The organism is Fibrella forsythiae (genome assembly GCF_017353175.1).
GTDB lineage: Bacteria > Bacteroidota > Bacteroidia > Cytophagales > Spirosomataceae > Fibrella > Fibrella forsythiae.
This window is the reverse complement of the sequence record NZ_JAFMYW010000003.1, coordinates 183,043-196,959: the sequence shown is the minus strand read 5'-3', so window position 1 is coordinate 196,959 and position 13,917 is coordinate 183,043. Positions and strand designations below refer to the sequence as shown.

General features: G+C 44.7%; 14 protein-coding genes. 9 read left to right on the top strand and 5 right to left on the bottom strand.

The window, feature by feature from the left end; translation table 11 throughout:
* The first annotated feature begins 229 nt into the window (after nucleotides 1-229).
* From J2I46_RS12235 to J2I46_RS33505, 5 genes are all read left to right on the top strand, one after another.
* The gene (locus J2I46_RS12235) at nucleotides 230-2,359 is read left to right on the top strand and encodes a S9 family peptidase (protein WP_207329321.1); all 2,130 of its coding nucleotides are present in this window, start codon (nucleotides 230-232) and stop codon (nucleotides 2,357-2,359) included.
* Between the two features lie 394 nt (nucleotides 2,360-2,753).
* Entirely contained in the window at nucleotides 2,754-2,888 is a 135-nt protein-coding gene (locus J2I46_RS33170) for a hypothetical protein (protein WP_262898026.1), read from the top strand.
* Between the two features lie 536 nt (nucleotides 2,889-3,424).
* Complete coding sequence (locus tag J2I46_RS12230) at nucleotides 3,425-3,973, top strand: sterol desaturase family protein (protein WP_207329320.1); 549 nt, start codon at nucleotides 3,425-3,427, stop codon at nucleotides 3,971-3,973.
* Between the two features lie 49 nt (nucleotides 3,974-4,022).
* Nucleotides 4,023-4,277 (top strand): PqqD family protein, encoded by a 255-nt coding sequence (locus J2I46_RS12225; protein WP_207329319.1) that lies wholly within the window; start codon nucleotides 4,023-4,025, stop codon nucleotides 4,275-4,277.
* Nucleotide 4,278: 1 nt separating this feature from the next.
* Nucleotides 4,279-4,710 (top strand): lasso peptide biosynthesis B2 protein, encoded by a 432-nt coding sequence (locus J2I46_RS33505; protein WP_207329318.1) that lies wholly within the window; start codon nucleotides 4,279-4,281, stop codon nucleotides 4,708-4,710.
* Between the two features lie 22 nt (nucleotides 4,711-4,732).
* Here the strand turns inward: J2I46_RS33505 and J2I46_RS12215 are convergent, their stop codons facing one another.
* A complete protein-coding gene (locus J2I46_RS12215) occupies nucleotides 4,733-5,656 on the bottom strand; it encodes a phosphoenolpyruvate carboxykinase (ATP) (RefSeq protein WP_207329317.1) in 924 nt (307 codons plus the stop codon).
* A gap of 32 nt (nucleotides 5,657-5,688) precedes the next feature.
* Nucleotides 5,689-6,288 carry a 2OG-Fe(II) oxygenase gene (locus J2I46_RS12210; RefSeq protein WP_207329316.1) on the bottom strand — a complete coding sequence of 200 codons (600 nt, stop codon included), beginning with the start codon at nucleotides 6,286-6,288 and terminating at the stop codon, nucleotides 5,689-5,691.
* A gap of 176 nt (nucleotides 6,289-6,464) precedes the next feature.
* Here J2I46_RS12210 and J2I46_RS12205 point away from each other — a divergent pair, with 176 nt between their 5' ends.
* The 3 genes from J2I46_RS12205 to J2I46_RS12195 all read left to right on the top strand — a co-directional run bounded on the left by J2I46_RS12205 (nucleotide 6,465) and on the right by J2I46_RS12195 (nucleotide 9,962).
* Complete coding sequence (locus J2I46_RS12205) at nucleotides 6,465-7,649, top strand: nucleotidyltransferase domain-containing protein (RefSeq protein ID WP_207329315.1); 1,185 nt, start codon at nucleotides 6,465-6,467, stop codon at nucleotides 7,647-7,649.
* A 152-nt stretch (nucleotides 7,650-7,801) separates the two neighbouring features.
* Nucleotides 7,802-8,839: a DUF3500 domain-containing protein gene (locus J2I46_RS12200; protein WP_207329314.1), complete on the top strand. Its 1,038-nt coding sequence runs from the start codon at nucleotides 7,802-7,804 to the stop codon at nucleotides 8,837-8,839.
* Nucleotides 8,840-9,020: 181 nt separating this feature from the next.
* Nucleotides 9,021-9,962: a DUF72 domain-containing protein gene (locus tag J2I46_RS12195; protein WP_207329313.1), complete on the top strand. Its 942-nt coding sequence runs from the start codon at nucleotides 9,021-9,023 to the stop codon at nucleotides 9,960-9,962.
* A 4-nt stretch (nucleotides 9,963-9,966) separates the two neighbouring features.
* Here the strand turns inward: J2I46_RS12195 and J2I46_RS12190 are convergent, their stop codons facing one another.
* Complete coding sequence (locus J2I46_RS12190; RefSeq protein ID WP_207329312.1) at nucleotides 9,967-10,914, bottom strand: DUF1444 domain-containing protein; 948 nt, start codon at nucleotides 10,912-10,914, stop codon at nucleotides 9,967-9,969.
* A 236-nt stretch (nucleotides 10,915-11,150) separates the two neighbouring features.
* Between J2I46_RS12190 and J2I46_RS12185 the strand changes: the two genes are divergently transcribed.
* Nucleotides 11,151-12,029 (top strand): OmpA family protein, encoded by an 879-nt coding sequence (locus J2I46_RS12185; protein WP_207329311.1) that lies wholly within the window; start codon nucleotides 11,151-11,153, stop codon nucleotides 12,027-12,029.
* Between the two features lie 74 nt (nucleotides 12,030-12,103).
* On the opposite strand, the gene J2I46_RS12180 is transcribed toward J2I46_RS12185, so the two are convergent.
* Both J2I46_RS12180 and J2I46_RS12175 read right to left on the bottom strand, forming a co-directional pair.
* Nucleotides 12,104-13,078, bottom strand: coding sequence for a glycosyltransferase family 2 protein (locus tag J2I46_RS12180; protein ID WP_207329310.1), 975 nt, complete (start codon nucleotides 13,076-13,078; stop codon nucleotides 12,104-12,106).
* Nucleotides 13,078-13,890 carry a hypothetical protein gene (locus J2I46_RS12175; RefSeq protein WP_207329309.1) on the bottom strand — a complete coding sequence of 271 codons (813 nt, stop codon included), beginning with the start codon at nucleotides 13,888-13,890 and terminating at the stop codon, nucleotides 13,078-13,080. Before J2I46_RS12175 ends, J2I46_RS12180 begins: the two co-directional genes overlap by 1 nt.
* Nucleotides 13,891-13,917 lie beyond the last annotated feature (27 nt).

Genomic DNA, 13,917 nt, shown 5'->3' with positions numbered 1-13,917 from the left:
TAGCTCAAACGTCAGCGCGCAATAGCCCTCCGGCCATAACACGACTTTAGTGGAAAAAGGCCGCAAAGGTACGTCGAAAAAACGTATGGCCTCCCGAGCTTGCCGAATGTTACAGGGTTAACTGTCAATCTATGCTCTTACTCCTATTGCTCAGCCAATAGACGCTGTTTCAACGTAAGTTCGTATTCCGCTTCGCAGGGAACCGGCAAGGGCATTTTCATCGTCTCTCATGAACAAACACATTACCCTACTTATTGCAGCATTGACGCTGTATACCATGGCGCACGCACAGACACTTCCGAAGCCACCCGTGGCTCCGTTGAAACCCAGGAAAATAACCTCGCCCGGGGGTACTCGTATCGACAACTACTACTGGCTCAATAACCGCGACGACAAAGCCGTCATCAGTTACCTTACCGCTGAAAACGCCTACACCGAATCGGTTCTGGCCCCGCAAAAGGCGCTGGAAGAAACGCTGTTTACCGAAATGAAAGGCCGCATCAAGCAGCAAGATCAGTCGGTCCCCTATAAAGACGGTGCATATTATTACCAGACCAACTTCGTGCAGGGCGGCGAATACCCGATCTACGTTCGGAAGAAAGGATCGCTGGATGCACCCGAAGAGCTGATGTTCGATTGTAACGCCCTGGCCAAAGGGCACAATTATTATAACCTGGGTGGCTATGAAGTATCAGATAACGACGAACTGGCCATTTTCTGCGAAGACACCGTCAGCCGCCGGCTGTATACGCTTCGGGTAAAGAACCTGAAAACAGGGCAGATTTACCCTGAAGTGATACCGAATGTAGAAGCGGGGGATTTTGCCTGGGCAACCGACAACAAAACGTTTTTCTACGTCAAGAAAGACGTGCAGACACTGCTGGGTTACCAGGTGTACCGGCACGTACTGGGTACCGATCCCAAGATCGACGTGCTGGTGTATGAGGAAAAAGACAATCAGTTCTACATGAGTCTGTACCGCATGAAGTCGAAAAAGTACGTAGCCATTGTCAGCGATCATAACGGCGTTACAACGGAGTATCGGCTGCTCGAAGCCAGCAAGCCTACAGGTACGTTCAAAGTCTTCTATCCACGTGAGCGCGGCCATGAGTATGATATACAGCATATCGGTTCCACATTTTATGTACGAACCAACTACAAAGCGCAGAACTTCCGCCTGATGGAAGCGGCCGACAACCTGGCAACCACCACTAACCGATCTGCCTGGAAAGAGGTGATTCCCAACCGTGCCGACGTCTTCCTGCAGAACATGGACGTATTCACTAACCACCTGGTGCTGGGCGAGCGGAAAGACGGACTGGCTAAACTGCGGGTGATTAACCAAAAAACGAAAGCTGACGAATACCTCCAGTTTACAGATCCAGCCTACGTGGCGGGTATTGGCAACAATCCAGATCTCAACACCAACATACTCCGGTTCGGCTACTCGTCGATGACCACGCCCGCATCAACGTTCGATTACAACATGGACACCAAGGCCATGACGTTGATGAAAGAGCAGCCCGTTCTCGGCGGTTTCGACAAGACCAACTATGTGTCTGAGCGTGCATTCGTAACCGCCCGTGACGGTGTCAACGTACCTGTATCAATCGTGTATCGCAAAGGAACCCCGAAAGATGGCACCTCGCCGGTACTACAATACGCCTATGGGTCGTACGGAAGCAACACTGAGCCGGGTTTCAGCGCTAACCGCCTCAGTCTACTCGATCGGGGTTTTATCTACGCTATCGCCCACATTCGCGGCGGGCAGGAAATGGGCCGCGCCTGGTACGACGACGGTAAATTGCTAAAGAAAAAAAACACGTTCAACGATTTCGTTGATGTCTCTAAATGGCTCATCGCCAACAAGTATGCCGCTCCTGATAAGTTATTCGCATTGGGTGGCAGCGCCGGTGGCCTGTTGATGGGTGCAGTGATCAACCAGTCGCCCGAACTGTACCGGGGTGTAGTAGCGGCCGTACCATTCGTAGATGTAGTCACGACCATGCTCGACGAAAGTATTCCGCTAACAACGGGTGAATTCGAAGAATGGGGCAATCCGAAGAAGAAGGAATACTATGACTACATGTTATCGTATTCGCCCTACGATCAGGTCTCGAAACAAACGTATCCAAACCTGCTGGTAACTACGGGTCTTCACGATTCGCAGGTACAATATTGGGAACCCGCCAAATGGGTAGCCAAACTCCGAACCATGAAAACGGGCAACAATGTGCTTCTGTTGCATACTAACATGGAGGCAGGCCACGGCGGCGCGTCGGGCCGGTTCAATGCGTTGAAAGAAGTAGCCATGGAGTATGCCTTTATGCTTCAACTGGCAGGTAAAGGTGAGCTGTAAATAGCCCGCTAAGCGGCCCTGTATGCCCCTCTACTAGAAGTGCTCCTGATTAGTTGGTCAGGAGCACTTCTAGTAGAGGGGCATACAGCATGTGCTGGTAAACGCATTTATACAATTGAAAAAACTTCGCTATATTTTTTATATGTACATAGTTACTTTTTGAAAATTTAAAGTCTGATGTTAAAGAAATGATAAACCTAATTCATTGATCTTTATCAGCAGAGCATATATGTTAACCATTATCCCAAATAAAAAAACATGCAGTTACTTCTTTTTGCTTTAATAAAACATGTTATAGCCAGACACTAAAATTTTCAACGAGCGGAAGCTGCCGGCGCTAAAAAATCGTTTGAGTGTAAAGAAGAAGAAAATTTTCAAATAAACAAGCAATCCTATGATGCAAGACAAAAACGAAGTAAATCACCCTGATGAGCCCGAGAAGAAAGACTGGGTAGAACCCAAAATGGAAGTTGTACAAGTTGAGAATGCATTTTTGCATATGGGAGATCCCCCTATCGGTGGCAGTTAATTACAATATGAACAGAGTTTTATTAATAGCTAGAATTGACACTTTACCTGTAAATAGAGCTCTGTTCATATATCTATCTATACAATTGATTTTATTTCTTCATCATCGATATATCCATAGAGCTGAAGTAAAGTAACAAAAGCAGGTCTTGTCGCATAAATTAAACATATCCTATAAAAGACTATCGACTATAATTTATCTATCAGAAGCTATTTTTTATGGAGTTGTATGATTTCATCGTAAGGCATAGTACATTATCTAGCCTGATATATAAGCGAACTGTTACTATAATAGTTATAACAATTAGTATATTGCTTATTGACCTACTGGTATTAGGTTGGCGTAGATCGTCGTTAAAGATAATTTTTAGTTTTAGAAAATCATCTCAATCAGATATGATTTTATTTCTACTGAGTTTAACCAAAGTATATTATTTTTTAGAAATAGTATTTTCCTTCGGATTCGTCTATGTGTTCGTTCACTATACACCGCACAATGAGTCGAGGCATTACGATTTATTTGATGTTCACACTCTTTTGAACGTATTAATTACCTTTACAGTAACTGATTTTCTTCGCTACTGGTATCATCGCCTTTTTCATAAAGTTGATATTCTATGGCAACTACATGCCTATCACCATTCAGCTGAAGAATTAAATGTATTAGCCTTTTACAGGCATCACTTTCTTGAAGCAACCTGCTCACGTCTGCTCTCTTACATTCCTATATTATTGATTGGCAATTCTGCATATACAATTTTTCCTATCTGGGTAGCTATGTATAGTATTGAATTAATGCAACATTCATCCATTACATCTGATTGGGGACTAGTTGGTAAATACGTATTAATCTCACCAGCAGTACATCGAATCCATCATTCAAAATGTAAACAGGATTTCGACAAAAACTTTGGGCAAATTTTTATTTTCTGGGACAAACTGTTCGGCACATACGCTGCGCCCGATTCTCGACAAATTGACGTTGGACTAACAGATAACAAGTTTAACAGAAATGGTTTTTTAGCCGACGTATTTCTTGTATTCACCAATTTCACCAATCAGCTAAGAAAAGTTATAAAACATTAATATACTGATTACTATATCTATTTTTTCACTGATTACCACTATAATTGCTATGTACCAGATAAATTCAAACCAAGTTTTGTTTACCCAGATGGGTGAAGATGGAGTTATTTTTGATATCAAAAATAACCAGTATGTCACGTTAAATGCTACCTACACGCGTATCTTCATGTTACTGGAGCAACAGCAGACAGAGGAATCTATTGTAGACGCACTTGTTAATGAGTATAACGTTGATCCAACTACATGTGCAAAAGCAGTAACACGCTGTTTGTCAGAGTTGAAAGAAAAACTATATATCAGCTAACATGCTGGCAGCAGTAAAAAACATAGTTCGCGTACCTTTTCGCGTAAAAATCCTGATCATTATCGTTATCGTTCTTTCTATATATAGCAACTTGCTGTTTCGGTTCTTTTCAAAGCAAGCTAGATTTGGAACACTATCAAATAAGGTAATCGGTCAAGCTTTCGTTAGCGAACCGTTGTTGATAGAAATTGCGTATGCAATACGAGTGGTGAGTAAGTATACATTCTGGACGAATCTTTGCCGCCATCAGGCATATCAGGCTAGAATAATTTGTCGACACCTCCATATACCATATGCCGTTTATGTAGGGTTTACTAAACATGAAGCTGGCACAATGGTAAAAGGACACGCATGGACAATGGTCAACGGGCGCATGATTACAGGGTTCTGCGACCCCGCTTCTTACACTGTTCATTCCATTTTTGTGGGGTAACTAGCCTTGAACTTGATACAGTCTAACCCACTGCATACCCATTGATAATTTGCTGGTCAATTTGTGCGGCGAAGGAATCAAACGTATCAGAACTATCGGGGCGACAGGCGCGCCAAGCTGGAATAGAACTGGCTACATCAATACAAAATTGAAAAATCAAGTGCTGTTTGCGCATAGCAAGTGCCCATTGGTTTCTGTATATATTGATACCAACAAGCCCCATTTTTTCCGATTCACTTATTAAATTTATCTTTATTTTATCTCCCTTTTCCTCCAAAAAAACAAGTCCCTTTACAATAACTTCTGCATCGACAAAAGCATCATGATACATAAATCCAAACTTTTCCAGATCAGTTTTATGTAACAATTGCTTATCCGATTCAGTATATATTTGCTGCTGATGTATTGTCTCTTTCCAAAGTTTCGACATCGGATAGGAAGCTCGGGCATAGCAACTATTATTAATTATTCGTAGAGTTGCTGTATCATCTGTAAACAATGGGTAACCAAGCTCAGCCAATTTTAATGCCGTAGTAGATTTACCAGTTCGTGATGGCGCAGCTAAAAGTAACACTTCATTGGGGTTAATAAATACCCCCGAAACATGCATTGTTAATATATTTCGCTGCAAAAGAATAGCGCCAAGACAATTAGAATAAAAATATAAATAGATAGATGGCCAATAAGTACAAAGTGGTTCAATAATTATAGATATTCCTCGAGATACATAATAGCGGGCTATATTAGGAATAGTTAACAATAACTCCGATTCATTTATTTGGTAATTTGGTCCATTATGCAGGGATAAGGACATGAGCTCGGCTGGGCAACTGCCTTCTCGAACAATGATAGGGTTTTCTGTATCTGTATATTCAGTCACCGCCGCTAAAGCTGGCAACGAAATATCAGAATATATAGAAATCCCGAAAGCTTGGTAAAAAAACATGGTTGATCAATATATAATATATGATATCGTATCTATTTATGTAACCAACAGTTGACACTGAAGCGATATTTACTAAAATCCGATTTTTGTAATGTAACAGGTAGTACTTCATGTGGTGCAACAGAGGGAAAAACAACTAGCTTATTATTCATTGGGTTTATAACAACTGGCTGATCATCACCAGGCAAGAATGGTAAAGGATAAAGCACAAGTTCGCCACCTTCAAATTCTTTAGGAGTTAAATGGTAGTAAAATACCGCACTAATAACCCGGCTACTCTTTCCAGTTGATTGATGTGAAATAGTGTCTATATGCTGTTTAAAAAAAGCACCATTACCATGAGCGCTTAGTTGAAACTCAAATTTACTTATTTTAAATCTTGACATATTCAAATGATAAAATATATCATCACTCAACGCAGTCAGTTTTTCTATAAAAACATGCTTGAATTTACTAGGCTTAAGTAAGGTCAATGAGTATCTACTGGTCGTATCAATAACTTTTTCACCTACTCTTGCTACGTTTGACAGTGTATAATTTGCTTCATTCGTCAGGGTAAAATCGACTAACTCAGCAAGCGTACCCTGATCCAGAACGTTTTCAAATTGATGGTACGCAAATAATTTAGCCATACTTATACTAACAGGTTAGCCATAGATTGATTAGACGAAACAATATAGTAGATTGATACTTAACTAGCTAACTAAGTTGATATTTAACTAAATAACGAAATCGATAAAATAATAATTTTCATAGTTGTATTAATAGTAACAATGCAACTTTAACCACACACCAAACAAACTGAATAATGAACAATCGGGCCGAAATGAATTTTATTTTCCGTACTATAAAGTCTACTTTTTCAGCTTATCCTGCTATTCCTACACCAGATCAGGAATTAAAGCAGCTTGATTGGAAAGAACTATATCGATTAGCTAATTTCCATAGAATAAGGCCTCTGCTTACCGACGAATTGACTAGAAACAAATCTATCAAGTACCCTAACAGTCAACCATTTTTTAATTTCTATACTTATCAAACGTTGAAAAATCTGGCACTTATTGTGGAATCAGCGCGATTATTATCGGTATTTGACCAACATAGTATTCCTGTTCTTCCTTACAAAGGAACCTTATTCATTCGCGAATTTTATCCCAAAAAAAACATTAGAGAATTGGATGATATTGATTTTTTATTTAAACCTGAATCAGTATCCGAGGCAATTAAACTGCTACAAGCCGATGGCTACAGTCTTTCTGTAAGAGATGGTCCTATTTCAGATGCAGAGGAAAACGCTCGAATTTTACGGATGCTGGCTGATAAAGGCAAGTACGAGTTAAGCATGAAAAAAGATAAATTCACGATAGATGTGCATTGGGATTTAATGTACTATTTTCTACCTTATCAGGTTGAGTATGATCAGTTTTTCTTGCGTGCCTCTAAAAAGCCATTCTACTCAACGATTTGTCACGTACCAGATTCCGAAACGATTTTCTGGATGTTGATCCTGCATCATGGCGGAAAAGAATTTTGGCTACGACTAAAGCATCTGGTTGATCTAATGGCTTTTATGAACGTTTATGGAGCGCAGATGAACTGGGAGGCACTCTTGCTTCAGGCGAAAAAATATAAACTTTACACCGCCGTCATGACAGGCTTTTACCTGGTCAATACCCATTTTTCCGCAGCCTTGCCGCCTGCTGTTTACGAAGCATTACTGATGTTTAAACCACCCAACAGCAGGCGGATCGAACGGTATTGGGCTTATGCAACGCATTGGCTCAATGTAGTGCCCATGTTAAGGTACGAGCGGATATGCATGACAAATCAGGACGAGGGCTTTAATAAAAGCCGATACATGCGGCAACTGATCCGTGAACATAGTAAACCCAATCCGGTAGGGAGAAAAGCTATGGTTACAATTCCAGAACGTTTTTTGTACACCAGCTTCGTCTATAAGCTCCTGTCATATTTATGGAGGCGTCTGTATTAAACAAGTTCAGTATCAGGTACCGTTGCTAAACCACATACTTTTAGTGTCAGGGAGTTAGGTAATCAGCTAATTGTACTTTGTGTCTTGTCAGTCAGCAATTTGCTGTCACGCAATCGACAATAGCTTCAGGAACCCTAACAATGGCTCGGTATATGAAAAATTTTCTGTCTTTTCTACTGTCAATAAGTACGCTGTGGGCTTCGGCGCAGGTAGTAGCTCCGCAGCGGGTAAAAGATGACATGGCCGAAGCTGCACAGGGCTTCTGGAAGTCGCTAACAGTTGGGCAACGTACCCAGGCAGGCTTTGCCTTTACCGACGACGAACGCGTCAACTGGTACTTTGTTCCACACGAACGGAAGGGGTTGTCCTTGAAACAAATGACATCGGAACAACGCAACCTGGCGTGGGCGTTGCTGAAGACCGGGCTCAGTGATGGCGGCTACGATAAAGCCAAACAGATTACCGATCTGGAAAATGTGTTGCGTGTTGTGGAAAATCGTCCTCCCAATGATACATACCGCGACCCGGAGGGGTATTTTGTGTCATTGTTTGGCAATATTGGAAGCAACGATCCGTGGGGCTGGCGGTTTGAAGGTCACCATCTGTCAGTGCAGTTTACTTCTCTAACGGGCCGAGTTCTGGCGCTCACACCGCTGTTCATGGGCAGCAACCCCGGCCAGGTACGTGCCGACGTACCCCAGAAAGGGCGTGAGATCATGAAGGAAGAAACGCAGCGGGCTTTTGAGTTAATTCATAGCCTGAGCACCGATCAGCTGAAGCAGGCTACATTGGCGAAGAAAGCATTCGGCAACATACTGACGGGCAATAGCCGCCGCGCTTCGCTCGAACGCATGGATGGCCTAACATATGCCGACATGAACGCTAGTCAGAAAAACCAATTTCTTGATTTACTGAAAATATACCTCAACCGGTACCGGATCACACTGGCCAGGCAACAATTTGACCGAATCGAGAAAGCCGGGCTCGACCAACTCCGTTTTGCGTGGGCAGGTGATACTACGCCCGGCAATAATGTAGGCTATTACTACCGTATTCATGGGCCCATGCTGCTGGTTGAATATGACAACACGCAGAATGATGCCAATCACGTTCACACTGTTGTTCGTGACCTGACCAACGATTTTGGCGACGACCTCCTCCGCGAGCACTATGAACGTGCCAAACACTGACGCCTTATGCTACTCATTGATCATTTGCCGTTGGCGCCTTTCACGATCGTTAAGTAAACCACTTAACTGACATTAATGACGAATGACTACTTGATTACAGGGAGGCCGTGTAAACAAAGGCGCTGATTTTCATATTATAGCAGCAAAGCAGCTTGCTACACTGACTAGTTGCACCTTCATCATGGACTTCGGGAAAACAACTAACCTCGACACTGCTACCTTATCACTACCGCCCGGCCACACATTCAACGCCCGGATCTGGACAGACGTAACGCCTGCCAAGCAGCCTAACGTATTTATTGGTGGACCCATATGGGCCAACAAAGATTACGTCGGTAAGGTATACCCGTCAACGGCTAAAGAGAAAGACTTTCTACACCACTATGTTCGGCAGTTCAATACCATTGAGTTGAACCTGACACATTATCAGATTCCAACGCCCGGTATGATTGATAAATGGAAAGCCGAGGCTGCCAGCGTAGGTACTGAGCGCAACAGCGTAGGTACGTCGTTTCTGTATTGCCCTAAATTTCCGCAGGCTATCAGTCATGAGCGGTTGCTACAGGGAGCTGAAAACCTGACCGCTGAATTCGTTAACGCTATCTTTGGGCTGGAGGAATTTCTGGGTATGTCTTTTTTACAACTCCCACCCATGTTTGGTCCCGATAAGTGGCCTGTGCTGGAGCGCTATCTGAGCGACTTACCCGACGACCTCGACGTAGCCGTTGAATTCCGCCACCCCGACTGGTTTAAATCTGCCGCCATCTGGGGCCAAACGCTCGAACGCCTGCACGGATTACACCGCCACACGGTCATTACCGACGTAGCTGGCCGGCGCGACGTGTTACATATGGGCTTAAGCAGTCCTGTACTGACGCTACGGTTTATCGCTAATGAAGGGCATCCTACTGACTATACTCGTACCGATGACTGGATACAGCGACTCAAAAAATGGTTCGATAAAGGCCTGCAAACCGCTTACCTGTTTGTACATGGCGGCGGCGATAACGACACCGCTCCGGAGCTGATCCGGTATTGGGTACGTCAGCTCAACACACATTGTGGGCTTAACCTCCGTGAACCCATTCTGCAGCCACAGGTAGTTCAGGGCAGTTTATTCTAGGTGATTAGGCCTGATGCAACAGCTTCCGTAACCGATCGGGATACGACAGGTAAGCCTGATTCCCTTCTACCCGCATCGGGAACAGGCTATAACGCCCTTCATAGTACCAGTAATATTCTTCGTTGACCGTATAGGTTTCTTCCGTATAAAATCCGTGCACCATCTCATGGGAGGCGGCAATGTAGTCTAACACCGTATCCGCTTCGAGCGGATGGATAAAGACCGATCCTTTGGCGGGAATATTTACTACCGCTCCATACGGCCCCACGGCTTCGTCGGCATTACGGGCCAGTTCAATGGCGCAGGCCACAGCAAAGTCGTTATGGAATAGGGTGTATAGAGGCAGCTCGTCCGTTAGTGAATGACCAGCCAGGTCGGGTTTTTCGCGCGCTACATTATCCAGCGCAACCTCGAACAGGTACGTATCCGAGACTTCCCATTCACCAATCTCGCTCCGGCGAACGTAATGGAGCGCCTCCTCAAAATCGATGACCAGAAACGTATTGGTCTGCGGGAAATCCTGCCGGTATACACAGTCATGTATGATGTCCTGCGCAAAACCTACGGGTTTCACCTGCACTTTTAGTAAGGGCGCAGCAAACTCAAAATCTTTATAAATATAGGTGATGGCCGCGCTGTTGATCGGCAACCCCTTTACGTGGCCAGCCACTATTGCCTCCCATTCAGCCTGTTCTGCTGCCTTACACTTACGCAGCAGATTATCCATGTAAAAGCGGGTGGGCACTTTCTGGCCATTGAATTGAATATGAACGACTCCGTCATCCGTTATTAAATCAATGGCGCCTTTCAGGCTTAACTGCTCGATCGTCAGTTGAAGAATTTGATTGTAATCGGCTGCGGAAAGCCAGTCAGCCATGTGAGCTGGCAACGGATAAAACGGGGGCTCAGCGAGCACCACCTCCTTTTTTTTGCGTCTGAATAGTCCAAGCATACGGAACAGTAAGGTACGAAAAAAAGTATTGTTGCCAACTGCCAGCATCAGCAAATCAGTAGGTTACCGTTACTCAATTCGTGCAATCAGGGCGATAGATCTTGGAAAAATTTGTAATTTTGCGGCCTGATACAAGTAATAGTTGGGCACTAAGTTATTTCTGAGTAAAGAAGTGCCTGGTACTAATCTTGAGATCATCGGTGTTTGACCGGTAACTGTTTAATTTTTCTTTCTTCATGAAAAACGTATTGATTCTCTGCGCTGGTCTGGCTTTACTGTCATCTTGCGCTGCCAGCAAAAAACAAAAAGCAGAACTGGCTAACCTGCAATCAGCCCACGAGAAAACGCTGGCCGATCTGAACAACTGTGACAAGAAAACGCTGGACCTTCAGTCGACAATCAAGAGTAAAGATGCTGATTTAGCCAACAAAGTGAACCAGTTATCCGACCTGCAAAGCCAGATCGATTACCTAAAAAAGACAAACAACAACCTGCTCGACCGTATGTCTGACCTGTCGGTTGTCAGCAAGCAGGGTGCCGAGAGTATCAAAAAATCGCTCGAAACACTGAACGAGCAAACGAAATACGTTAACAACATCAACAACCAGATTCGGAGTAAAGATTCGCTGAACCTGGCACTGGTAATGAACCTGAAACGCTCACTGGCTGATATTAACGATCAGGACGTACAGGTGGAAGTGAAGAAAGGTGTTGTCTACGTGTCGATCTCAGACAAACTACTGTTCAACTCAGGCAAGTTTGATGTGAACCCACAAGCCGAAGCCGTTCTGGAAAAGGTAGCCAAAGTAGTGAACGACCACAACGAGCTTGACATTCTGGTTGAAGGTCATACCGACGCCGTTCCGTTCGTATCGGGCGTTCTGCGCGACAACTGGGACCTGAGTGTACTTCGTGCAACAGCCGTTTCGCGTGTACTGCAAACCAAATTTGGCGTTGCGCCAGCCCGCTTAACGGCAGGTGGCCGCGGTGAGTACGCGCCAAAAGACGACAACGCTACGCCAGAAGGTCGTAAGTCGAACCGTCGTACTGAAATCATCCTGACGCCGAAGCTCGATCAGTTCTTCAACCTGCTATCAAGCGGCCAGGGCAAATAAGTAACGTACTCCACAAAAAATGCCCCCGGCCGAGTATGGCCGGGGGCATTTTTTGTGGAGTACGTTACACTGACTTAGCTCGCACGCAGAAACTGCCCTAACCAGATAGCAAACGTACTGTACAGGCGCATTACCGGAGCAGGAACGATATACTTCTGAATGATCAGTTTACGCTCCTCGTCCGTTGTCTTCGCCAGCCGTAGGTACTTCGCAGCCAGTAGATTGCGTGGATAATAGTGATCACGGTATTGATGACTGTCGAGCATCCAGCGGTAATAGCGGGCGATGTTCCGCTTCAGCTTATCATCGTATTTGCCGTTCAGTTCCCGCCCTATCGCTTCGTACATAGCTATTCGGTTACGCAGGAAGTTGGCATCGTCATATTTGTCAGTGAAACTGGTGCCGCCCTGATTTTTCCGATAAACAGACATTACATCAGGTAGATAGCCGATTTTACCTTGCTTGGCTTTCAGTATCAATCGCGGAATATCGCCGCTAACTGATTCCATGAACCAAGCCGGATATTCCCGTATACTGTTGCGGTACATCGTGCTGGATGTAGCCATAAACCAGATTTCTTCTTCGCCGATCAGGTCGTCGACAGTAAAAAACGGTTTTGTTTCGGGGCCATTCAGCAAATGCGATGGTGTACCATCTTCGTAGGTAATCACCGCATTATGAAAGGTCATGGAGTAATCTGGATGCGTATCGAGAAAATCAGCCTGCTTTTGCAGTTTATGCTCGTTAGTCCAGTAATCGTCGCCATCCATCAGGGCATAATAATCGCCCGTGGCTAGCTTCAATGTTTCCAGAAAATTTATCCCGCCGTTCTTACCCATATTGCGTGGGTGTAAAACGCCTTTTACTAGTCCGGGATGCTTACGTTCATATTCCTGAATAATATCCCGCGTTCCATCAGAGGAGAAATCGTCTCCCACCAAAATCTCGATGGGAAACGACGTCTGTTGAGCAAGTGCACTGTCTATTGCCTTGCGAATGAACTGCTGCTGATTGTACGTGATAATCAGTACGCTAACTTTTACTTTCATTAAACGGCTACTTCTTTCGCCTGTGCAATTTGTGTGCTCCACCCCTGCGGTTCGTCACTATCAGCAGGTTTGGCCCAGGGGTCATAAAATGGCAAGATAGATACCCAACGGCCAGCCGGGTTATCCCAACTGAACCGATCGGCAAAACTAGATGGGCTAACCCAGTGAGGAAGGTCGTAGCGGAACAGGATCATATCGCCCATATCCTGATAACCTTCTGTTTCCACAATGTGGTTATTGATTACGTACCCGGTACCACCCGAATGGTAATCATTACCATATTGGTTGAGCGCCAGAATCATGCCCACTTTCTGCGGATTGAGCGGGTGCCAGTGCCGCCCGAAGAAACTACCACCCAATGGGTAGTGCGTCACCTGCGGGTGAAAATAAGGCTGGCCTTTCCGAATTCCGTATTCTTCGTTGTTGCCAGTGACGCTATTCCAGAACTTCCGGACCGGATCGAACACGGTCAGCAATGTTTGCCGAAACTCGTCGTCAAGATCCAGAATGGCATCGAACGTATGATCGTGAAATAGCTGGGGAGCCTGCTGAATTTTGGCGATGTGTAGCCGCTGCTTATGCTGGTTGTTATCAAACGTATCCGGTGCTTCGGCCAGGGGAGTTTTTGCCGCCCAGGCAACAGTGCTATCAATGACGCTACGAAGCGTTTCAGGCGCGAAACCCGTTTTGATAATGACAATATTCGGTTCATTCACCAGCCGCATGACCTCTTCATAAGGAATCTCGGGCACGATCTGCCCGTCCTTTATGTCGGCATTAACTTTGATGATGTACTTAGCTACCTCCTGCATAGTGTGTTGTGATATTGTGAGACAAGT